Source organism: Streptomyces sp. NPDC042346, assembly GCF_055581845.1.
In genome coordinates this window covers 139,310-159,711 of record NZ_JBVJEH010000002.1, presented here as the reverse complement: position 1 = coordinate 159,711, position 20,402 = coordinate 139,310, and the positions used below count along the sequence as shown (strand labels likewise).

At 72.6% G+C, this 20,402-nt stretch carries 20 protein-coding genes; 10 read left to right on the top strand and 10 right to left on the bottom strand.

Translation table 11 applies throughout. From position 1 onward, the window contains the following. The first annotated feature begins 6 nt into the window (after window positions 1–6). The 4 genes from ACZ6K0_RS09380 (at window position 7) to ACZ6K0_RS09365 (ending at window position 3,824) form a co-directional block, all read left to right on the top strand. Window positions 7–420, top strand: coding sequence for an SHOCT domain-containing protein (locus tag ACZ6K0_RS09380; RefSeq protein ID WP_376406368.1), 414 nt, complete (start codon window positions 7–9; stop codon window positions 418–420). Window positions 421–458: 38 nt separating this feature from the next. Next, a complete protein-coding gene (locus ACZ6K0_RS09375) occupies window positions 459–1,328 on the top strand; it encodes a YhjD/YihY/BrkB family envelope integrity protein (RefSeq protein ID WP_469234126.1) in 870 nt (289 codons plus the stop codon). Between the two features lie 193 nt (window positions 1,329–1,521). Beyond that, entirely contained in the window at window positions 1,522–2,232 is a 711-nt protein-coding gene (locus ACZ6K0_RS09370) for a pyridoxal phosphate-dependent decarboxylase family protein (RefSeq protein ID WP_469234128.1), read from the top strand. Window positions 2,233–2,357: 125 nt separating this feature from the next. Further along, window positions 2,358–3,824 carry a purine-cytosine permease family protein gene (locus tag ACZ6K0_RS09365; protein ID WP_469234130.1) on the top strand — a complete coding sequence of 489 codons (1,467 nt, stop codon included), beginning with the start codon at window positions 2,358–2,360 and terminating at the stop codon, window positions 3,822–3,824. A gap of 7 nt (window positions 3,825–3,831) precedes the next feature. On the opposite strand, the gene ACZ6K0_RS09360 is transcribed toward ACZ6K0_RS09365, so the two are convergent. Beyond that, window positions 3,832–4,401, bottom strand: coding sequence for a HutD/Ves family protein (locus ACZ6K0_RS09360; protein WP_469234132.1), 570 nt, complete (start codon window positions 4,399–4,401; stop codon window positions 3,832–3,834). A gap of 165 nt (window positions 4,402–4,566) precedes the next feature. On the opposite strand from ACZ6K0_RS09360, the gene ACZ6K0_RS09355 reads away from it, so the two are divergent. Both ACZ6K0_RS09355 and ACZ6K0_RS09350 read left to right on the top strand, forming a co-directional pair. Next, window positions 4,567–5,670 carry a chitinase gene (locus tag ACZ6K0_RS09355; RefSeq protein WP_469234134.1) on the top strand — a complete coding sequence of 368 codons (1,104 nt, stop codon included), beginning with the start codon at window positions 4,567–4,569 and terminating at the stop codon, window positions 5,668–5,670. A gap of 284 nt (window positions 5,671–5,954) precedes the next feature. Further along, window positions 5,955–7,148 carry an MFS transporter gene (locus ACZ6K0_RS09350; protein WP_469234136.1) on the top strand — a complete coding sequence of 398 codons (1,194 nt, stop codon included), beginning with the start codon at window positions 5,955–5,957 and terminating at the stop codon, window positions 7,146–7,148. 10 nt (window positions 7,149–7,158) lie between these two features. Here ACZ6K0_RS09350 and ACZ6K0_RS09345 read toward each other — a convergent pair whose 3' ends face one another. The 5 genes from ACZ6K0_RS09345 to ACZ6K0_RS09325 form a co-directional block, all read right to left on the bottom strand. Next, complete coding sequence (locus ACZ6K0_RS09345; protein ID WP_469234138.1) at window positions 7,159–8,238, bottom strand: acyl-CoA dehydrogenase family protein; 1,080 nt, start codon at window positions 8,236–8,238, stop codon at window positions 7,159–7,161. Beyond that, on the bottom strand, window positions 8,235–9,629 hold the full coding sequence (locus ACZ6K0_RS09340) for an MFS transporter (protein ID WP_469234140.1): 1,395 nt from the start codon (window positions 9,627–9,629) through the stop codon (window positions 8,235–8,237). Before ACZ6K0_RS09340 ends, ACZ6K0_RS09345 begins: the two co-directional genes overlap by 4 nt. 166 nt (window positions 9,630–9,795) lie before the next feature. Continuing rightward, the gene (locus ACZ6K0_RS09335) at window positions 9,796–10,788 is read right to left on the bottom strand and encodes an acyl-CoA dehydrogenase family protein (RefSeq protein WP_469234351.1); all 993 of its coding nucleotides are present in this window, start codon (window positions 10,786–10,788) and stop codon (window positions 9,796–9,798) included. After that, entirely contained in the window at window positions 10,788–11,957 is a 1,170-nt protein-coding gene (locus ACZ6K0_RS09330) for an acyl-CoA dehydrogenase family protein (RefSeq protein ID WP_469234142.1), read from the bottom strand. The genes ACZ6K0_RS09335 and ACZ6K0_RS09330 overlap by 1 nt, the downstream gene beginning before the upstream one ends. Then, the gene (locus ACZ6K0_RS09325; protein ID WP_469234144.1) at window positions 11,957–12,844 is read right to left on the bottom strand and encodes an enoyl-CoA hydratase; all 888 of its coding nucleotides are present in this window, start codon (window positions 12,842–12,844) and stop codon (window positions 11,957–11,959) included. Before ACZ6K0_RS09325 ends, ACZ6K0_RS09330 begins: the two co-directional genes overlap by 1 nt. A 45-nt stretch (window positions 12,845–12,889) precedes the next feature. On the opposite strand from ACZ6K0_RS09325, the gene ACZ6K0_RS09320 reads away from it, so the two are divergent. The 4 genes from ACZ6K0_RS09320 to ACZ6K0_RS09305 are packed head-to-tail and all read left to right on the top strand — an operon-like array spanning window position 12,890 to window position 16,675. Continuing rightward, entirely contained in the window at window positions 12,890–14,056 is a 1,167-nt protein-coding gene (locus ACZ6K0_RS09320; protein WP_469234146.1) for an acyl-CoA dehydrogenase family protein, read from the top strand. Then, window positions 14,053–14,841, top strand: coding sequence for an SDR family oxidoreductase (locus tag ACZ6K0_RS09315; protein WP_376406344.1), 789 nt, complete (start codon window positions 14,053–14,055; stop codon window positions 14,839–14,841). The genes ACZ6K0_RS09320 and ACZ6K0_RS09315 overlap by 4 nt, the downstream gene beginning before the upstream one ends. Window positions 14,842–14,854: 13 nt before the next feature. Continuing rightward, a complete protein-coding gene (locus tag ACZ6K0_RS09310; protein WP_469234353.1) occupies window positions 14,855–15,469 on the top strand; it encodes a TetR/AcrR family transcriptional regulator in 615 nt (204 codons plus the stop codon). A gap of 48 nt (window positions 15,470–15,517) precedes the next feature. Next, entirely contained in the window at window positions 15,518–16,675 is a 1,158-nt protein-coding gene (locus ACZ6K0_RS09305; RefSeq protein ID WP_469234148.1) for an acetyl-CoA C-acetyltransferase, read from the top strand. Window positions 16,676–16,823: 148 nt separating this feature from the next. Here ACZ6K0_RS09305 and ACZ6K0_RS09300 read toward each other — a convergent pair whose 3' ends face one another. From ACZ6K0_RS09300 to ACZ6K0_RS09285, 4 genes are read right to left on the bottom strand one after another with little or no spacing between them, the layout of a single operon-like run. After that, window positions 16,824–17,891, bottom strand: a complete 1,068-nt coding sequence (locus ACZ6K0_RS09300; protein ID WP_469234150.1) for an NAD(P)H-dependent flavin oxidoreductase — start codon at window positions 17,889–17,891, stop codon at window positions 16,824–16,826. Then, window positions 17,888–18,667, bottom strand: a complete 780-nt coding sequence (locus ACZ6K0_RS09295) for a CoA-transferase subunit beta (protein ID WP_469234152.1) — start codon at window positions 18,665–18,667, stop codon at window positions 17,888–17,890. Before ACZ6K0_RS09295 ends, ACZ6K0_RS09300 begins: the two co-directional genes overlap by 4 nt. Further along, window positions 18,664–19,512, bottom strand: a complete 849-nt coding sequence (locus ACZ6K0_RS09290) for a CoA transferase subunit A (protein ID WP_469234355.1) — start codon at window positions 19,510–19,512, stop codon at window positions 18,664–18,666. Before ACZ6K0_RS09290 ends, ACZ6K0_RS09295 begins: the two co-directional genes overlap by 4 nt. A 14-nt stretch (window positions 19,513–19,526) precedes the next feature. Continuing rightward, window positions 19,527–20,354 carry an enoyl-CoA hydratase family protein gene (locus ACZ6K0_RS09285; protein ID WP_469234154.1) on the bottom strand — a complete coding sequence of 276 codons (828 nt, stop codon included), beginning with the start codon at window positions 20,352–20,354 and terminating at the stop codon, window positions 19,527–19,529. Window positions 20,355–20,402: the final 48 nt, after the last annotated feature.

Genomic DNA, 20,402 nt, shown 5'->3' with positions numbered 1-20,402 from the left:
AAGGCGATGGACGACTACCCCTTGCTCGACCTCTTCTGGACCATGCTCTGGTTCTTCCTCTGGATCATGTGGCTGTTCCTGCTGTTCAAGATCATCACGGACATCTTCCGTGACCACGAGCTGAGCGGCTGGGGCAAGGCGGGCTGGCTGATCCTCTGCCTCGTCGTGCCCTTCCTCGGCGTCCTGATCTACGTCATCGCACGCGGGACGGGCATGACCCAGCGCGAGACGGCGCGCGCGAGGGAGAGCGAGGCTGCCTTCCAGGACTACATCCGCAAGTCGGCGGGCGGCGCTTCGGGCGAGTCCGGCTCCGGCGGTGCCGGAGCCTCCCACGAACTCGCCCGGCTCGCCGACCTGAAGGAGAAGGGGGCGCTCACCGAGGAGGAGTTCCAGAAGGCCAAGGCGAAACTCCTGGCCTGACGGAGGCCGGCGCGGGGCGAACGGGGTGAGGAGACGGCATGGAGTGGAAGCTGCGGCTCGCGCGTCTGCGTACCGGCGCCGAGCAGCGCTTCCCCGTGCTGACCGAACTCACGAGCCGGCTGCTGTCCGCCAACCTCCTGGACGCGGGGACCAGGCTCGCCGCACAGGCGTTCCTGGCCGCGGTCCCCCTCCTCTTCGCCTTCGCGGCCTTCGCCCCGCACAGCGTCCGCGACCAGCTGGGCGAGTCCCTCCGCGCGATGTTCGGCTTCACAGGGGAATCCGACGAGCAGTTGCAGCAGGTCCTGAACGGCTCGAACAGCGACGAACTCCGCGAGACGACCGGAGCGGTCGGGGCGGTGGTGGCCCTGGTGTCGGCGACGAGCTTCAGCCGGGCCATGGCCCGGGTCTGCGAGCGCGCCTGGCGGCTGCCCAGGGCCAAGACCCGGATCGCGGCCTGGCGCTGGGTGGCGTGGCTCCTCGTGCTGCTCATCGTGCTCGTCCTCCAGGGCCCGATCCGGGGCGGCTTCGGCGCCGGCGCCCTGGTGGGCGTCATTCTCACCTTCCTGCTGGCCACCGGTGTGTGGCTGTGGACCCAGCACCTACTCCTCGCCAAGCGCGTCCCCTGGCTGGCGCTCCTGCCCGGGGCGCTGCTGGCCGCCACCGCCACCACCGCGCTCGGCCTGACGGCCCGGATCTACGTGCCGGCGGCGGTCGACCGGGCCATGGGTGAGTACGGTTCCTTCGGCCTGGTCCTCGTCATGCTGTCGTGGATGATCGTCGTCTGCGGTGCGGTCACCTTTGCGGTCACCATCGGCGCCGTAATCGCCCAGGAACCGCCGCTGGACAGGTACCTGAGGCGAGGCGGGAACGACGTGCCCCCGCCCTCGGAGGACGTGAACGGCACCTGACGACCGTCGCCGGCGCCGTGCGTGCTCCTTGCGGGCAGCGGGCAGCGGGCAGCGGGCAGCGGGCAGCGGGCGGCAGGCAGCAGGCCGGGGAGTCGGGGAGCCGAGGAGTCGGCAGAGCGTGACCTGCGAGCGCGACCGTCGTTTCGGATCATGGCCGTCCGGCCGCCACCCCGAGCGAAGGCGCAGCGAGCCCATGCCCACACCGCCAGAGACCGACCGCCCGGCCCGCCCGGCTTCGGCCCGGCCGGAGTACGGTGGCGACGCCGGTCCGCTGGCCGTGCACCCGAAGGTCTTCCGGGACGAACTGGCAGCCGCCGCCGAGTGGGTCGCCGGCCTCGATTCCCTCACCGTCGACCCGCACAAGGCCCTGTCCGTGCCGGTCGGTTGCGGCGCCGCCCTCGTCACCGACCCCTCACGCCTTCGCGACGCGTTCACCTTCCGCGCCTCCTACCTCGACGGCGACCAGGACTGGCCCTGGATGTCCGAGTACACGATCGAACTCACCCGCCCCGGCACCCGCGCCCTCACCCTCTGGGCCACCCTGCGCCACCTCGGCCGCTCCGGTGTGGTCGCCCTCCTCCAGCACTACCAGGACCTCGCCCGCTACCTGCGGCAACGTGTCCTGGAGCACCCCCTGCTGGAGCTGTGCACCAGCGGCCCGCTGCCGGTGGTCTGCTTCCGCCTGGCCGCCCGCCCGGAAGCAGGCCGACAGGGCCGGACGGACCCGCACGCGGCGGTGGCCGCGCGTGTCCAGGCCCGCGGCCACGCCTATCTGGCCACGGTCAGCCACGACGGGCAAACGGTCCTGCGCGCCTGCGTCTGCAACCACCTCACCACCACCGACGACGTCGACACCCTCCTCCGCGAGGTCCTGGCCGCTGCCGACCACCTCCGTACCGTCTAGGGCGTGTCCGGCGGATCGTGGCCGGGGTCGGGGCATCGTTGAAATTATTCATTCAGGATCTTGATGTCTGTTCATCTCTATGCCAGATTCAGCGCAGCCCACTGGTCGACGGAGAGGTCACCGACATGCCGGTCCAGCACGCCCCCGGGGAACGACTCGCCATGGAACGCCGCACCATCGAGGTCATCCCGGACGCCGAGCGGCACGGTACGCCGCGCAGCCAGTTCACCCTGTGGTTCGGCGCCAACATGCAGATCACCGCGATCGTCGACGGCGCCCTGGCCGTCGTCTTCGGCGCCGACGCGCTGTGGGCGATACCCGCGCTGCTGCTCGGCAACGTGCTCGGCGGCACCGTGATGGCGCTGCACTCCGCGCAGGGCCCGAAGCTCGGCGTACCGCAGATGATCTCCAGCCGTGCGCAGTTCGGCGTGTACGGCGCGGTCCTGCCGCTGCTCCTGGTGATCCTCATGTACCTCGGCTTCGCCGCGACCGGCAGCGTGCTGGCCGGGCAGGCCGTGTCCGAGATGCTGCACATCGACAACACCAGTGCCGGCATCCTGATCTTCGGCGCGCTGACCGCCGTGGTCGCCGTCACCGGCTACCGGCTCATCCACATCGCCGGCCGCATCGCCACCGTCGTCGGCGTGCTCGGCCTCGGCTACCTGCTGGTGCGGCTCTTCACGCAGTACGACGTCGGCGCGCACGTCGGCACCAAGGGCTTCGATGCCGCGACCTTCCTCCTCGCCGTGGGCCTCGGCGCCGGCTGGCAGCTGACCTTCGGCCCGTACGTCGCCGACTACTCGCGCTACCTGCCGCGCGACATCAGCACGCGCGCGACGTTCTGGTCCACCTTCGCCGGCTCCGTCATCGGCTCCCAGTGGTCCATGACGCTCGGCGCGCTCACCGCGGCCGTCGCCGGCAAGGCCTTCCTGACCGACCAGGTCGGCTTCCTCGGCGAGCTGGCGGGCCCGGCGTTCCTCGCGGTCCTCGTCTACCTGGTGATCGTGGTCGGCAAGCTGACCGTGAACTGCCTGAACGCGTACGGCGGTTTCATGTCGATCCTGACCACCGTCACCGCGTTCGACGGCCGCTCCCGGATCTCGGCCGCCGCGCGCGCCGCGTACATCGTCGGCTTCACCGCGGTGTCCGTCGTCATCGCGCTCGCCGCCAGCGCCGACTTCCTCACCAACTTCAAGAACTTCGTGCTCCTGCTCCTGATGGTGTTCACCCCGTGGAGCGCGATCAACCTGGTCGACTACTACCTGATCTCCCGCGAGCGCGTCGACATCCCCGCGCTGTACGACCCGGAGGGCCGTTACGGCCGCTGGAACGTCACCGCGCTGACCTGTTACGTCGTCGGTGTCGTCGTGCAGGTCCCGTTCCTGGCCACCAAGCTGTACACCGGCGCGCTCACCGAGCGGCTCGGCGGCGCCGACATCTCGTGGATCGTCGGCCTCGTGGTCACCTCGGTCCTGTACGGCCTGTGGGCGCGGCGCACCGCCAACCCGCCCGCAGCGACCGTCCACCCCGCCGAGGCCGGCGACCCGGCCGAGGCCGTCAACCCGGACGCCCCGGTCGCCACGGCCGGCTGACCAGAGGTCACCCCAGGGGCGTGACATCCGCCCACAAGGCGACGGCGTCGGGCGCGAGCGGCACGACCGCTCCGCCCGGCGCCGGCTCGTCCGCGTCCCACCACAGACCCTGACCGGACGCCAGGACGCGCCTTGCGGTCCCCGCCTGCCACCGTCCGTCCAGGACGTAGAGCACCCCGGCGTGCCCGGCGGGCGGCGCGACCGGGCCGGTGACCCGCTCCACCCGGGCCGTCGAGCGTCCGCGCCGCACCATGATGTTGAGCACCCGGCAGGCGCCGCCCGGCAGTTCGGCGGCGAGCGCGAGGTCCCCGGAGAACGCGAACGGCTCGCCCGCCCGCGCGAGGAGCCGGTCGAACGCCCCGGGGGCGGTCAGCCGCACGCCGGCGCCCGACAGCAGGGTGAGCGTCCGGTCGATGCCGGGGAACGCCGAGAACGGCCCGTCCCGGTCGATGTCGGCGATGCTCGCGCGCCACCCGAACTCCTCGTCGCCCACCGGCGCCGAGACGATTTCCCTGGTCGCGCCCCCGCCGTTGCGCCACCGGCCCGCCGTCAGCGTCTCGACATCGAAGTGGTGCATGGGGCGGGCTCCTGACGTCGGTCCGGTACGGATGTGGATCATACGGTCAGGTCGCGGGAGAGTCGTGTCCGCGCGAGTGGTTGACGAAAGGTCTGGACCAACCTACGGTCTCCTGCAGCGCGCGCCATGCCTAGGACCACCCCCCCCACGTCCCAAGGAGCACGCATGCCAGGCCCTCGGATCACCCGTGTCCTCGGAGCGGGGCTCGTCACCCTGCTCGCCGCCGCCACCCTCGCCGCCCCCGCCGCAGCCGACAGCGCGCGGCCCGAGCGCACCGCCGTGTCCGCTCCCGCCCCCGCGGCAGCCGCCGCGGACACCTGTGCCCCCAAGCCGAAACCCGCCGGGAAGGTGCTCCAGGGGTACTGGGAGAACTGGGACGGCGCGGCCAACGGAGTCCACCCGCCCTTCGGCTGGGCGCCCATCGACGACCCCCGCTTCGCGGCCCACGGCTACAACGTCATCAACGCCGCCTTCCCCGTGATCCGTTCGGACGGGACGGTGCTGTGGGAGGACGGCATGGACAGCACCGTCCGCGTCGCCACCCCGGCGGAGATGTGCCGCGCCAAGGCGGCCGGCGCGACCATCCTGATGTCCATCGGCGGCGCCGCCGCCGGAATCGACCTGAGCTCGCGCGCCGTCGCCGACCGCTTCATCGCGACGGTCGTGCCCCTCCTGCAGAAGTACAACTTCGACGGGATCGACATCGACATCGAGACCGGCCTGGTCGGCAGCGGCGCGATCGGCACCCTCTCCGCCTCGCAGGCCAACCTGGTGTACATCATCGACGGAGTCCTCGCCCGCATGCCCGCCGGCTTCGGACTGACGATGGCGCCGGAGACCGCGTACGTCACCGGCGGCAGCGTGGCCTACGGGTCGATCTGGGGCGCGTACCTGCCGATCATCAAGAAGTACGCCGACAACGGGCGCCTGTGGTGGCTCAACATGCAGTACTACAACGGCAGCATGTACGGCTGCTCGGGCGACTCCTACTCCGCCGGAACCGTCGCCGGGTTCGTCGCCCAGACCGACTGCCTGAACCGCGGCCTCGTCATCCAGGGCACGACGATCCGCGTGCCGTACGACAAGCAGGTGCCCGGCCTGCCCGCCCAGCCGGGCGCGGGCGGCGGCCACATGGCGCCGTCGGCCGTGGCCCAGGCCTGGAACCACTACGGCGGGGCGCTCAAGGGCCTGATGACCTGGTCGGCGAACTGGGACGGATCGAAGAACTGGACCTTCGGCAACAACGTCAAGGCACTCCAGGGCCGCTAGGCCGTGTCCGGAAAGTCCCGCCTGAGCCGCGGCGTCTGGCACGCACGCTCGCCGCGTTGCCGAAATGCCCACGTAGCTCCGCTACGAGGGCATCCCGGCGCCTTGCGATCGCACGCACCAGACGCCGCGGCTCCTGCCCTCCGGGCAGACGGCGCTACTTTCCGGACACGACCTAGGAGCGGCGTCACCCGGCCCGGCCCACCCGGGGCGGGCCGGGTGACGCCGTCGCGGTTTCCGCAGGTCGTACCGGTGCCGCGACGCCCGCCGGGGTTACGGTCGGCGCCATGGAAGGTGAACGTCAGGGCTGGCTCCGGTGTCTCCTCGCCGGAGCCGTGTTCGTCGTGTGCATGGCCGGAACCACACTGCCGACGCCGCTCTACCCCCTCTACCAGGAGAAGTTCGGCTTCTCCGAGCTGACCGTCACCGTCGTCTACGCCGTGTACGCCTTCGGGGTCATCGGCGTCCTCCTCCTGGCGGGCAACGCCTCGGACACGATCGGCAGGCGGCCGACGCTGCTCTGGGGCCTGGGGTTCTCGGCGGCCAGCGCCGTCTGCTTCCTCTGCGCGAGCGCCGTGGGCTGGCTGTACGCGGGCCGGCTGCTGTCCGGTCTGTCGGCCGGACTCTTCACCGGCGCCGCCACCGCGTACGTCATGGAGCTGGCCCCGCGCGGCGGCGCGTCCCGGGCGACCTTCGTGGCGACCGCCGCCAACATGGGAGGTCTCGGCTGCGGCCCGCTGCTCGCGGGCCTGCTCGCCGAATACGCCCCCGAGCCGCTGCTCCTGCCGTTCGCCGTGCACCTCGCCCTCGTGCTCCTCAGCGTCCTCGTCGTGCTGCGGCTTCCCGAGACCGTACGCGAGCGCCGGCCCCTGTCCGCCGTCCGGCCGCAGCGGCCCGCGCTCCCCGCCCAGGTGCGAGCGGTGTTCGTGCCGGCGGCGATCGCGTCCTTCGTGGGCTTCGCCCTCTTCGGCGTGTTCACCTCGGTCAGCCCCGCCTTCCTCGCCCGCTTCCTGCACGTGGACAACCACGCCGTCAGCGGTCTGGTCGTGGCCCTGGCCTTCTTCGCCTCCACCGCGGGACAGCTCGCCGTCGGCCGCGTCGGCGTGGCGCGCTCCCTGCCCCTGGGCTGCGCCGTGCTCTTCGTCGGCCTCGTCCTCCTGGCGGCGGCGCTCTCCACGGACCTCCTGGTGTTCGTCGTCCTGTCGGCCGTGGTCGGCGGCGTCGGACAGGGCCTCGCCTTCCGCGCGGCCCTGTCCTCCGTCGCCGCCGCCGCGCCGGAGGACCGGCGCGCGGCGGTCATCTCGACCCTGTTCGTCGTCGCGTACACGGGCATCTCGATCCCGGTGATCGGCGTCGGGCTCCTGGCCGACCCGCTCGGACTCGAAGGGGCGGGACTGGTCTTCATCGCCTGCATGCTGGTGCTCGTCGCCTCCGCCGCCGTCTACCTGATCCGACGGCCGGTGCGGGTGGCGAGCCCCTGACCGCCCGCGCTCACCCCGGGACCGATGCCAGGCCCAGGTCGGCCGCCAGCCGCGTACGGTGCCAGGCCGGCGGGCCGAAGAGCAGGGACGAGCCGTGGGCGCGCTTGAAATAGCGGTGCGCGTCGTGTTCCCAGGTGATGCCGATGCCGCCGTGCAGCTGGATCATCTCGCCCGCCACCACCGAGAACGCCTCCGAGCAGGCGGACTTCGCGGCGGCCGCGCAGCGGGCCGCGTCCGGCGCCCCCTCGGCCGCCGCGAACGCGGCCCCGAGCGCCACCGAACGCGCCGACTCCACCAGGACGTACGCGTCCGCGAGCCGGTGCTTCACCGCCTGGAACGAGCCGATGGGCCGGCCGAACTGCACGCGCTGCCCCGCGTAGGCGACGGTGAGTTCGAGGCAGCGCGCGGCGGCGCCGACCTGCTCGGCGGCGAGCGCCACGCAGGCCGCGTCGAGGACCTCCCACAGCACCCGCTCGCCGTCGCCCTCCGCCCCGACCAGCCGGCCCTCCGCCCCGGCGAGGACCAGTCGCGCCTGCTCCCGGGTCGAGTCCATCGTCACCGTCGGCGTACGCTCCACGCCCGCGCCGTCCCCGGACACCTCGAAGAGCGAGACCCCCGCGCCCGTCCGGGCGGCCACGAGCAGCACCTCGGCCCCGGCGCCGTCGAGCACGTGCTCCTTGACCCCGGTGATCCGCCAGCCACCGCCGGGCGCGGGCAGGGCCTCGGCCCGTACCGCCGCCGGCTCCCAGGAACCGGCCTCGGCCCAGGCCAGGGCCCCCACCACGGCACCGGAGGCCAGTCCCGGCAGCGACTCCGCGCACGCCGCCGCGTCGCCCGAGGCGAGCAGCGCCCGCACCACGAGCACGGCGGAGCCGAGGAACGGGACGGGGCTCAGCTCCCTGCCCAGCTCCTCCATCACCACATGGACCTCACGGGCCCCACAGCCGGCGCCGCCGTACGCCTCCGGAACGGCGAGCCCCGCGACGCCGATCTGCTCGGTCAGCGGACGCCAGGCGGCGTCCCCCGGATGGCGCCCGAGCAGCGCCCGTACAGCGGACCGCAGTTCCTCTTGTTCCTCCGTCAGCCTCATGCGCTCTGCTCCTTCCCGTAGGGCTCGACACGACTCGGTACGGCAGCGGGGGCGGGGCCCGCCGCCGGGTCCTCCAGCGACAGGTCCCGGCCCCGGGTCTCGGCGACGCGCCACACGGCCAGCGCGGTCACCAGACCGCAGGCGAGCGCGAGGACCGCGAGGGGAGCGCTCCGCGCGCCGCCCGACGCGGAGAGCAGGCTGCTCGCGAACAAGGGGGTGAAGCCGCCGCCGATCAGCGCGGCCAGCTGGTAGCCGAGGGAGGCACCGGTGTACCGGACCCGCGTGCCGAACAGCTCGGAGAGCAGCGGGCCCAGCGGCGCGTACATCGCCGACTGCACCACCTGGCCGAGGACCATGCCGAGGACCAGCAGGGCGGGGGATCTGGCGTCCACCAGGGCGTAGACGGGGAAGGCGAGCAGGACGACACCCGCCGCGCCGCCCAGCACGACGGCCCGGCGGCCCACGCGGTCGGAGAGCGCGGAGAAGAGCGGGATCGTCACCAGGCCCGTGACCGAGGTGAAGACGAGACCCGTCATCACCTCGGAGGTGGCGTATCCGATGGCCGTCGCGTAGGTGAGCATGTACGTGCTGATCAGTGCCGTCAGGGCGAAGGGGCCGATGCCCACGGCGCACGCGAGCACGAGGTTCCGGGGCCTGCGCAGCACCTGTGCCAGCGGCACGCCGGGTTCCTTGCCCGCGCCCTCCGTCCGCGCCGCCTGCCGGAACAGCGGGCTCTCGGTGATGCTGACGCGCACGTACAGGCCGATGGCGAGGAGCACGGCGCTGAACAGGAACGGGACGCGCCAGCCCCAGGCGAGGAAGGACTCGCGGGGCAGCAGCGTGGCCAGGGTGACCGCGACCGTGGAGAGCAGGAAGCCGATCGGTGACCCCATCTGCATCACCCCGCTCCACAGGCCGCGGCGCTTCGGGTCGGCGTGCTCGACGACCATGAGCGTGGCGCCGGCCCATTCCCCGCCGATCGCGAGGCCCTGCACGACGCGGAGGAGGACGAGGAGGACGGGCGCCGCGACGCCGATGGCGCCGTACGTCGGCAGCAGCCCGATCAGCAGGCTCGCCACCCCCATGAGGACCATCGTCAGGACCAGCATGGACTTGCGGCCGAGCCGGTCGCCGAAGTGGCCGAAGACGGCGCCGCCGAGCGGCCGCGACACGTAGCCGGCCGCCAGCGTCCCGAAGGCGGCGATCGTGGCGACGGCGGGATCGGAGCCGGGGAAGAACAGCGGGCCGAAGACGAGCGCGGCCATCGTGCCGTAGAGCAGGAAGTCGTAGTACTCGATGACCGTGCCGAGCAGGCTCGACAGTGCCACGCGGCGCAGCAGCGCGGGGTCCGACGGTCTCTCGGGGGAGTGCGGGGACGGTGCGGAGGACAAGGGGGCTCCCGGGTGCGGTGAGGAAGCGGGGGATCGGTGAGCGGGGGATCGGTGAGCGGTGAGCGGTGCGATGGCGTACGGCCCGTACGCGGCTCGCTCTCCCGGGCGGGTGGGCCGGGAGAGCGAGCCGATGGCGTCGGCGGGCGGGGACGCGGGCGCGGGCGCGTCAGGGAGCGAGGACGCGGGCGCGGCAGGCGGCGGGGGTGCCCCAGGCCTCGCGCAGGGGACGTGCCTTGCGGATCCACAGGGACAGGTCCAGCTCGTCGGTGTAGCCGACGGCGCCGTGCAGTTGCAGGGCCGCGCGGGCGGCGGCGTAGGCGGCGTCGCCCGCCGCGACCTTCGCCGCGGCGATCTCGCGCCCGGCCTCCGGGCCGTCCCCCCCGGCCAGGGCCAGCGCGGCCGAGTGGAGCAGGGGGCGCGCGAACTCCAGGGCGAGGAGCGTGTCGGCCAGGCGGTGCTTCACCGCCTGGAACGAACCGATGGCGACCCCGAACTGGGTGCGCTGCTTGACGTACGCCACGGTCCGGTCGAGCAGCGCGCGGCCCAGTCCCAGGGCCTGCGCGGCGGTGACCAGGGCCGCCACGTCGGCGGCGTGCGCGGCGGCCGCGGCCACCTCGGGGCCCCTCGCCAGGACGGTGCCGCCGAGGGGCCGGGCCAGCCGGCGCGCGGGGTCGGCGGAGGGCTGGACGGGACCGGCTTCCTCCGTCACCAGCAGGGTGTCGCCCTCCACGACCAGCACGGCGTCGGTCGCGTCCGCGTCCAGGGCGTAGGGGCTGCCGGCGGCCGGCACGCACAGCGAGACCACCGCCTTGCCGGAGGCGATCCGCGGCAGCCAGGCCGCCGCCGCCTCGTGGTCGCCGAGGCGGTCGAGCAGCGAGGCCGCGGCGACCGTCTCCACGAGCGGGCCGGGGACGGCGTGGCGACCCGACTCGGTGAAGGCCACGACCAGTTCGACGGGCAGCGGGCCGAGCCCGTCGTACGGCCCCGGTACGGCGAGGGCGAAGACCCCCGCCTCCGCGAGCCGGGACCAGAGCGCACGGCCTGGCGCGGTGTCACCGGCGGCCCAGGCGCGTACGGCCCCCGGGGTGTCGGACGCCGTGAGCATGGCGTCCAGCGAGCGGGCGAACTCCCGCTGCTCGTCGTCGAGGAGGAACCGCATCACCGGCGTCCCTTCGGCAGGCCGAGCAGCCGCTCGGCGATGATGTCGCGCTGGATCTCGTTGGTGCCCGCGTAGATCGGCCCGGCGAGCGAGAAGGTGTGACCCTCGGCCCAACTGCCGTGGGCGGGCGCCTCGGTGGCCTCGTCGGACAGCTCGCCGTACGGGCCGAGGACGTCGAGCGCGGTCTCGTGGAGCGCGATGTCGAGTTCGGACCAGAAGACCTTGTTGAGGCTGGACTCGGCGCCGAGCGTGTCCCCGTCGGCGATGCGGGAGGCGTTGGCGTAGGTGAACAGGCGGTAGGCGCGGGCCCTGATGACCGCGTCGGCGACCCGGTCGCGCAGGGCGGTGTCGGACGGGTCGGCGCCCGCCCGCCACAGCGCGGCAAGCCGCTCGGCGGCGGCCGTGAAACGACCGGGGCTGCGCAGCGTGAGCCCCCGCTCGTTGCCCGCCGTGCTCATGGCGACCCGCCAGCCCTGGCCCGGTGCGCCGATGACGTCCTCGTCGGGCACGAAGACCTCGTCGAGGAAGAGTTCGGCGAAGGCGGGCTTGCCGTCGAGCCGCCCGATGGGCCGTACGGTCACCCCCTCCGCGTCGAGCGGGAACATCAGATAGGTCAGGCCCTGGTGCGGCCTGCCCGCCTCCGGGTCGCTGCGGAAGAGGCCGAAGGCGCGGTCGGCGAAGGCCGCCCGGGACGACCAGGTCTTCTGCCCGCTCAGGAGCCAGCCGCCCTCCGTGCGGACGGCGGTGGAGCGCAGACTCGCGAGGTCCGAACCCGACTCCGGTTCGGACCAGGCCTGCGCCCAGATGACCTCGCCGGACGCCATGGAGGGGAGGATCCGGGACCGCTGCTCGTCGGTGCCGTGCTCGAAGAGAGTGGGGGCGAGGAGGTTGATGCCGTTCTGGCTGACCCGGCCTGGCGCGCCGGCCGCGAAGTACTCCTCCTCGAAGATCAGCCACTGAAGGACGGAGGCGCCCCTGCCCCCGTACTCCGCGGGCCAGGAGACCACCGACCAGCGGTCCGCGAAGAGGGTCCGCTCCCACTCCCGGTGGGCCGCGAAGCCGTCCTCCGTCTCCAGTGAGGGCAGGGGGGCGGCGGGCACGTGGGCGTCGAGCCAGGCGCGGGCCTCGGCCCGGAAGGCGTCCTCCGCCGTGGTGAAGTCGAGGTCCATCAGGCTCCCGCCGCCTTCATCGCCCGGATGTCCATGCCGCCCAGCGCGTCGGGGGCGGTCTCCGCGTTGTGCGCGTGCGCGAGGTGGTGCAGCCCGAACACCGAGTCCATGCCGGTGTGCATGCCCTGGAGGTCCTCGGCCTGGTTGACCGCGCGCTTGGTCAGGGCGAGGCCCATGCGCGGCATCTCGGCGATCCTGTCGGCCAACTCCATGGTCCGGTCGGCCAGTTCCTCGCGCGGGACGACGCGGTTGACCATGCCGACCTCGTAGGCGCGGCGGGCGCTCATCCGGTCGCCGGTGTACAGGAACTCCTTCGCGATGCGCGGGGGCATCACCCACGGGTGGGCGAAGTACTCGACGCCCGGGATGCCCATGCGGACGACCGGGTCGGCGAAGAACGCGTCATCGGAGGCGACGATCAGGTCGCAGACCCAGGCGAGCATCAGGCCGCCCGCGACGCAGGCGCCCTGCACCGACGCGACCATGGGCTTGGGCAGTTCGCGCCAGCGCCGGCACATGCCCAGATAGACCTCGGACTCGCGGGCGAAGCGGCTCTCGGCGCCCTCCTTGTCCGAGTGGTCCCACCAGAGACCGGCCCTGCGCGCGAACGGCAGGTGCGCGTCCCGCTCGGGGGTGCCGATGTCGTGTCCGGCGGAGAAGTGCTTTCCCGCCCCGGCGAGTACGACGACCTTGACCTCGCTGTCGTCGGCCGCGCGGTAGAAGGCCTCGTCCAGGGCGTACGTCATCGCGGAGTTCTGGGCGTTGCGGTAATCGGGCCGGTCCATGGTGACCACGGCGACGGGGCCGAGGCGTTCGTACCGGACAGGCGACGTGGACGTCGATGGGGACGTCGATGTGGATGTCGATGTGGTGCGGGCAGCGGACACTCGCCCTCCTTCCCTAACAAGTGTTTGGTAGGTTAACGTACGGCCATGAGCAACGTCGAGGAGTTCCGCGCAGAGTTCCGCAGCTGGCTGCGCGCCCACCTCACCGGCGAGTTCGCCGCCCTGCGCGGGCGCGGAGGACCCGGTCGGGAACACGAGGCCCATGCCGAACGCCTCGCCTGGGAGCGGCACATGGCCGCCGAGGGATGGACCTGTGTCGGCTGGCCGAAGGAGTACGGCGGACGCGGCGCGACCCTGGAACAGCAGGTCGCCTTCCACGAGGAGTACGCCCTCGCCGACGCCCCCGCCCGCGTCGGACACATCGGCGAACAGCTCCTCGGACCCACCCTCATCGCCTTCGGCACGCCCGAGCAGCGCGAGCGCTTCCTCCCGCCGATCGTCGCCGTCGAGGAACTGTGGTGCCAGGGCTACAGCGAGCCGGACGCCGGGTCGGACCTGGCCAACGTACGGACCCGCGCCGAGCGCGACGGCGGGCAATGGGTGGTCACCGGCCAGAAGATCTGGACGTCACAGGCGCACGAGTCCGACTGGTGCTTCGTCGTCGCCCGCACCGAACCCGGGTCGGTCCGCCACCAGGGCCTCTCCTATCTGCTCGTCCCCCTGCGCAGGCCCGGAGTCGACATCCGGCCCATCGTCCAGCTCACCGGCACCTCCGAGTTCAACGAGGTGTTCTTCGACGGCGCCAGGACGGACGAGGCGAACGTCGTCGGCGCCCCCGGCGACGGCTGGAAGGTGGCCATGGCCACCCTCGGCTTCGAGCGGGGCGTCTCCACCCTCGGCCAGCAGGTCGGCTTCCGCCGCGAGCTGGAGGCCGTCATCGACCTGGCCCGGCGCAACGGCGCGGCGACGGATCCCCTGATCCGCGACCGCATCGCCCGCGCCTGGATCGGTCTGGAGACCATCAGGTTCAACGCCCTGCGCATGCTCGGCGGCGTCGCGGCCGGCGCCCCGGGCCCCGAGGCGTCCATCGGAAAGATCTTCTGGGCCACCTGGCACCGGGAACTGGGCGAACTCGCCATGGACGTCTGCGGCGCCGACGGCATGCTCGCGGCCGGCGAACCGTACGACCTCACCGACTGGCAGCGGCTCTACCTCTTCTCCCGCTCCGACACCATCTACGCCGGCTCCAACGAGATCCAGCGGAACATCATCGCCGAGCGCGTCCTCGGCCTGCCCAAGGAGGTCCGCCCGTGACCCGCACACCACCCCCCTACGTCCCGGGCCACGGGCTGCTCGCCGGCCGGAGCGCCGTGGTCACCGCCGCCGCCGGCGCCGGCATCGGGGGCGCCACCGCCAGGCGGCTCCTGGAGGAAGGCGCGCGCGTCGTCCTCTCGGACGCCCACGCCCGCAGACTCAAGGAGTCCGAGGCCGAACTGGCCGCGGAGTTCGGAGCCGACCGCGTCGCCGCCCTGCCCTGCGACGTCACCGACGAAGCCCAGGTGGCGGCCCTCCTCGACCTCGCGGAGGAGCGCCACGGACGCCTCGACATCCTCGTCAACAACGCCGGCCTCGGCGGCACCGCCGACCTCGTCGACATGACCGACGAGCAGTGGGACAAGGTCCTCGACGTCACCCTCAACGGCACCTTCCGCTGCACCCGCGCAGCACTGCGCCGGCTGAAGACCGCGGGCACCGGCGGCGTCGTCGTCAACAACGCCTCCGTGGTCGGCTGGCGGGCCCAGAAGGGCCAGGCCCACTACGCCGCGGCCAAGGCAGGCGTCATGGCGCTCACCCGCTGCGCCGCCCTGGAGGCCGCCGAGTACGGGGTACGGGTCAACGCCGTCTCCCCGAGCCTGGCCATGCACCCGCACCTGGCGAAGGTCACCACTCCCGAACTCCTCGAAGAGCTCACCGCCCGTGAGGCCTTCGGGCGGTACGCGGAGCCCTGGGAAGTGGCCAACGTGATCGTGTTCCTCGCCAGCGGGTACTCCTCGTACCTGACCGGCGAGGTCCTCTCGGTCAGCAGCCAGCACCCATGAGCCGCAGACCGTGGTGAGCCCGGCGCCCGAGCGACGCCACGAGCTCCTCGCCACCGCCGCCGAGGTCTTCGCCGCCCAGGGGTACAACGCCACCACCGTCCGCAAGATCGCCGACGCGGCGGGCATCCTCGCGGGCAGCCTCTATTACCACTTCGACTCCAAGGAGTCGATGCTCGACGAGATCCTCTCCGGCTTCCTGAACGAGCTGTGGAGCAGGTACGACGCCGTGCTCGCTGCGGGCCACGGCCCCAGGGAGACCATCGAGGCCCTCGTCACCGAGTCCTTCCGGGAGATCGACCGGCACCGCGCCGCCGTCGCCATCTACCAGAGGGAGTCCCGGCACCTCCGGGAGCAGCCGCGCTTCGGCTACCTCGACGACTCGCAGCAGCAGTTCGAGAAGGCCTGGCTCGGCACCCTGGAACGCGGAGTGGCCGCCGGGGTGTTCCGGGCGGACCTCGACGTCCGGCTGACGTACCGCTTCGTGCGCGACACCGTCTGGGTCGCCGCGTCCTGGTACCGGCCCGGGGGACAGCACAGCCCGGAGGAGATCGCCCGCCAGTACCTGTCCGTGGTGCTGGAGGGCATCGCACTCCGTACACGACACGCACGCGTGACACAGGAAACGTGACACAGGAAACGTGACACAGGAAACGTGACACAGGAAAGAGGAGCGGCCATGGCCGAGGCATACATCATCGAAGCGGTGCGCACCCCCGTCGGCAGGCGGAACGGCGGCCTCGCCGCCGTCCACCCCGCCGACCTCGGCGCCCATGTGCTCAAGGCGCTGATGGAGCGCGCGGGCGCCGACCCCGCGGCCGTCGAGGACGTCGTCTTCGGCTGCCTCGACACCGTCGGCCCGCAGGCCGGTGACATCGCCCGCACCGCCTGGCTGGCCGCCGGCCTCCCGGAGGAGGTGCCCGGCGTGACCGTCGACCGACAGTGCGGATCCTCCCAGCAGGCCCTGCACTTCGCCGCGCAGGGAGTCCTGTCCGGCACCCAGGACCTGGTGGTCGCGGGCGGCGTGCAGAACATGTCCCTGGTCCCCATCGCCTTCGCCAGCCGCCAGGCCGCCGCGCCGCTCGGACTGACCGACGGCCCGTACATCGGCTCCGAGGGCTGGCGGGCCCGCTACGGCGACCAGCCGGTCAACCAGTTCCACGGCGCCGAGCTCATCGCCACGAAGTGGGGCATCTCCCGCCGGGACATGGAGGAGTTCGCCCTGCGCTCGCACCAGCGGGCCGCGCGCGCCATCGACGAGGGCCGCTTCGAGCGGGAGATCGTGCCGTACGGCGACGTGACCACCGACGAGGGCCCGCGCCGCGACACCACCCTGGAGAAGATGGCGGGCCTGAACCCGGTGGTCGAGGGCGGCCGGCTGACCGCCGCCGTCTCCTCGCAGGTTTCCGACGGAGCCTCGGCGATGCTGCTCGCCTCCGAGCGGGCCGTACGCGAGCACGGCCTGACGCCGCGCGCCCGCGTCCACCACCTGTCCGTACGGGGCGAGGACCCGATCCGCATGCTGTCCGCCCCGATCCCGGCGACGGCGTACGCGCTGAAGAAGGCCGGGATGACGCTCGACGACATCGACCTCGTGGAGATCAACGAGGCCTTCGCCTCGGTCGTCCTCGCCTGGCTGAAGGAGACCGGCGCCGACCCGGAGAAGGTCAACGTCAACGGCGGGGCCATCGCCCTCGGCCACCCGCTCGGCGCGACCGGCACCAAGCTGACGACCACCCTGCTCCACGAACTGGAGCGCACCGGCGGCCGCTACGGCCTCCAGACGATGTGCGAGGGCGGTGGCCAGGCCAACGTCACCATCATCGAGCGCCTCTGATCGACGGCCCTGATCGACGGCCCTGATCGACGGGCCTGATCGACGGGCCCTGAACGACGGCCCCTCATGCGACATGCCCGCCGGGTGACGACACCCCGGCGGGCATGTTCATGAGGTCGGCCGCTTGGCCGCTCGGCCGCTCGGCCGTTCAGCCGGTGGCGCGCGGCAGCGACCGCAGCGTGGCCCGCGCCTCCGCCATGATCCGGTCGACGAGCTCGGCGCACGACGGCAGATCGTCGATGAGCCCCGCGACCTGCCCGGAGGCCATCACCCCGAGATCGGTCCGGCCCTCCACCATCGACGCCTTGAGCAGCATCGGGGTGTTGGCCGCGAGCAGGATCTGACTCCAGGTCATGTCCTTGCCGTGCTTCATCGCCAGACCGTCACGGACCATCCGCGCCCAGCTCATGTCCGTCTCGCGCCGGAAGGCCGCGGCGTGCCGCACCGCCCGCAGCAGCGACGCGGCCCGGCCCGAGCGCTCCAGCGCGTCGACGAGCTCGGAGCGCAGCATGCGGTGCGGCAGACCGTCGACGGCGGTGGTGACGGTGACGTCCTGGACCGTGGCGGCCAGATAGCGGGCCTTCACCGCGTCCGGCACGGTCGAGTCGGAGGTGAGCAGGAAGCGGGTGCCCATGGCCACCCCGGCCGCGCCGTGGGCGAGGGCCGCGACCAGGCCGCGCCCGTCGCGGAAGCCGCCGGCCGCGATGACCGGGATGTCCACGGCGTCCACGATCTGCGGCAGCAGGACGGTGGTCGCGACGCTCCCCGTGTGACCGCCGCCCTCGCCGCCCTGTACGAGCACCGCGTCGGCGCCCCACGCGGCGACCTTCTCGGCGTGCCGCTTGGCCCCGATGGAGGGGATGACGACGACGCCCGCGTCCTTGAGCCGCGCGATCAGCTCGCGCGACGGGGCGAGGGCGAACGAGGCGACCCGTACACCCTCGTCGATGATGATCTGCACGCGCTCGCCCGCGTCCCCGGCGTCGGCGCGCAGGTTCACGCCGAAGGGCGCGTCCGTACGGGACTTCACCTCGCGCACCGCCGAGCGGAGCTGCTCGACGGTCATGGTCGCCGACGCGAGGATCCCGAGCGCGCCCGCCGCGGCGGTGGCCGAGACCAGCCGGGGACCGGCCACCCACCCCATGCCGGTCTGGACGAGGGGGTGCCGCACCCCGACCAGTTCGGTGAGGGGGGTGGCGATCGTGACGTCGCTCATGCGGGGACCTCGCGGTCGCGCAGCCCCTTCGGGTCGATCTCCTCGCGGATCAGCCGCAGTTCCTCCGCGGTCGGCTCACGGGTGTAGGGCACCTCTTCGGGGACCGTGAGCCCGAACCCGGTGGCCTCCGTGACCTGTTCGACGGTGACACCGGGGTGCAGCGAGCGCAGCCGCATGGTGCGGTCCGGGGTGTCGAAGTCGAAGACCCCCAGGTTGCTGACGACTTCCGGGATGCGGTGGTAGCGGGTCGCCGAGGGGCCGGCCGCGGCCGCGCGGTCGTAGCCGACGCCGGAGACCATGTCGACCCGCTCGACGAAGACCCGCGCCGAGTGCTTGGGGACCCAGTAACTCGTCGGGTTGTTGAGGGTGTTGACGGGTGCGCCCCGGACGCCGAGCAGCTGGCGCTTGGGCCGCGCCCAGTCGCCGATGCAGCTGATGTTCTGGTTGCCGTACCGGTCGATCTGGCTCGCGCCCATCATCACGTGCCGCCGCCCGGTGGTGACCAGCGCCAGGTGCTGGCGGTACGGCAGCCAGCCCTCCACCACCCGGGGCGGGGCACCGACCGCCGGCACGTCGCCGATGAGCAGCGCCTCGCCGTCGGTCAGGAGCAGGTCGGGGGAGAAGGTGAGCCGTGCGAGCCGGGCCCCGATCGTCGGGACGGTGCCCATCGGGCTGGCCAGGATCTCGCCCGCGTCCCGCCACGCCTCGGCGCACGCCACGACGCAGTACTCGGCCCGCGTCGCCGTCGTCGCTTCCGTCGTACGGCTGCCGCTCATGCTTCCTCCTCGTGGAACGCCGCGACCGCGGCCTGGTACGCGTCCTCGTCGCCGGACAGGAACCGCTCGGTGAAGACCCGCCAGGCCTCCGGGTCGCGGGCGGCGGTGACGTAGGCCCGCTGGAACGTCTCGTCGCGGTCGTAGTCGGGGGCGCAGGAGGTGAAGTGCGCGCCGTTCGGGGTCTCGACGACGCCGCTGACGAACGCGCGCTTCACGAGCAGCGACTGCGGCCCGGAGTCCTTCAGCAGCTCGGAGGTCTCCACGATCCGCTCGCACGAGACGTACGCGGTGTCCGCGGCCTCGCAGAAGAGGTCGTCGAAGTACGGGTCGGGGCCCAGGTACTGGCCGTTGCCGTGCACGTCGGCGCGGTTGAGGTGGACCAGCGCGGCGTCCAGGCGCAGCGCGGGGACGGCGACGAACTCCTCGCGGTCGTCGTACGGCGAAGTGACCGTCCGCAGCGAGGGGTTGACGCTCATCAGGTCCGATCCGAGCCCGGCCCGGACGGGCATGAACGGCAGCCGCTGCGCGGCGGCGGTCAGCCCCCACATGACCATGGCCTCGTCCAGCTCCACCATCTCGAACGCACCGCTCTGCCGGGCCGCGACGAAGTGCGGCTCCAGGGGCACCGAGTCGAGGGTGGCGAAGGCGGCGACCAGCTTGCGGACCTTCCCGGCGGCGGCGAGCAGCCCGACGTCCGGGCCGCCGTACGAGACGACGGTCAGATCGGTGAGGTCCGAACGCAGCAGCGCCCGGACCAGAGCCATCGGCTTGCGCCGCGAGCCCCAGCCGCCGATGCCGATCGTCATCCCGCTCTCCAGGCGGCCGACGACCTCCTCGGCGGTCATCGTCTTGTCCCTGCTCACGACTGCTCCTCCTCGATCGTCTCGTCGGACTTGTTCGCTTCGTTCGCCTCGTTCGGCTTGTCCGTCTCCTCCCGCGTGCTCGGCTTCCCCGCGCCGAAGGTGTCCCGGACCCGGTCGGCGACACCGCTGAGATTGGCCTCGAAGGTGAAGCCCTGCTCGAAGCGGTAGCTGCGGTGGACGTCCACCGGGTCGATGCCGTTGATCGCGGCCTTGGCGAGCCGGATCAGCTGACCGTCCTTGGCCGCGATCTCCCGGGCCACCTCGAGGGCCGCCTCCCGCAGCCCTTCGCGCGGGATGACCCGCCACACCGAGCCGTGCCCGTGCAGCTCCTGGGCGGTGACGGTGCGGGAGGTGTAGTACAGGGCCCGCATCAGATGCTGGGGGACCAGCCGCGAGAGGTGGGTGGCCGCGCCCAGCGCGCCCCGGTCCAGCTCGGGCAGACCGAAGGTCGCGTCGTCGGAGGCGACGACGACGTCGGCGTTGCCGGCCAGGCCGATCCCGCCGCCCAGGCAGAAGCCGTGCACGGCGGCGACCACCGGCACCTCGCAGTCGTAGACCGCGCCGAACGCCTCGTAACAGCCGCGGTTGGCGCCGAGGAGGGCGTCGTGCCCGGTCGTGCGCTGGATTTCCTTGATGTCGACGCCGGCGTTGAAACCGCGGCCCCCGGCGGCCAGGACCACGCAGCGCACCTTGGGGTCGGCGCCGGCGGCGCGTACCGCGGCGGCCAGGTCGTACCAGCCCTGTACGGGGAGGGCGTTGACCGGGGGGAAGTCCACGGTGACGACGGCGATGCCCTCTTCCGGGGCGGAGGTGGAGACACCCATGAGCAGATCAGCTACCTTTCCACCTAACGTTTGTTAGGTGGAAGATAG

Coding starts and splice junctions, on each gene's coding strand:
- ACZ6K0_RS09380 (WP_376406368.1), top strand. CDS start 7: ATGGACGACTACCCCTTGCTCGACCTCTTCTGGACCATGCTCTGGTTC.
- ACZ6K0_RS09375 (WP_469234126.1), top strand. CDS start 459: ATGGAGTGGAAGCTGCGGCTCGCGCGTCTGCGTACCGGCGCCGAGCAG.
- ACZ6K0_RS09370 (WP_469234128.1), top strand. CDS start 1,522: ATGCCCACACCGCCAGAGACCGACCGCCCGGCCCGCCCGGCTTCGGCC.
- ACZ6K0_RS09365 (WP_469234130.1), top strand. CDS start 2,358: ATGCCGGTCCAGCACGCCCCCGGGGAACGACTCGCCATGGAACGCCGC.
- ACZ6K0_RS09360 (WP_469234132.1), bottom strand. CDS start 4,401: ATGCACCACTTCGATGTCGAGACGCTGACGGCGGGCCGGTGGCGCAAC.
- ACZ6K0_RS09355 (WP_469234134.1), top strand. CDS start 4,567: ATGCCAGGCCCTCGGATCACCCGTGTCCTCGGAGCGGGGCTCGTCACC.
- ACZ6K0_RS09350 (WP_469234136.1), top strand. CDS start 5,955: ATGGAAGGTGAACGTCAGGGCTGGCTCCGGTGTCTCCTCGCCGGAGCC.
- ACZ6K0_RS09345 (WP_469234138.1), bottom strand. CDS start 8,238: ATGAGGCTGACGGAGGAACAAGAGGAACTGCGGTCCGCTGTACGGGCG.
- ACZ6K0_RS09335 (WP_469234351.1), bottom strand. CDS start 10,788: ATGCGGTTCCTCCTCGACGACGAGCAGCGGGAGTTCGCCCGCTCGCTG.
- ACZ6K0_RS09330 (WP_469234142.1), bottom strand. CDS start 11,957: ATGGACCTCGACTTCACCACGGCGGAGGACGCCTTCCGGGCCGAGGCC.
- ACZ6K0_RS09320 (WP_469234146.1), top strand. CDS start 12,890: ATGAGCAACGTCGAGGAGTTCCGCGCAGAGTTCCGCAGCTGGCTGCGC.
- ACZ6K0_RS09305 (WP_469234148.1), top strand. CDS start 15,518: ATGGCCGAGGCATACATCATCGAAGCGGTGCGCACCCCCGTCGGCAGG.
- ACZ6K0_RS09300 (WP_469234150.1), bottom strand. CDS start 17,891: ATGAGCGACGTCACGATCGCCACCCCCCTCACCGAACTGGTCGGGGTG.
- ACZ6K0_RS09295 (WP_469234152.1), bottom strand. CDS start 18,667: ATGAGCGGCAGCCGTACGACGGAAGCGACGACGGCGACGCGGGCCGAG.
- ACZ6K0_RS09290 (WP_469234355.1), bottom strand. CDS start 19,512: ATGACCGCCGAGGAGGTCGTCGGCCGCCTGGAGAGCGGGATGACGATC.
- ACZ6K0_RS09285 (WP_469234154.1), bottom strand. CDS start 20,354: ATGGGTGTCTCCACCTCCGCCCCGGAAGAGGGCATCGCCGTCGTCACC.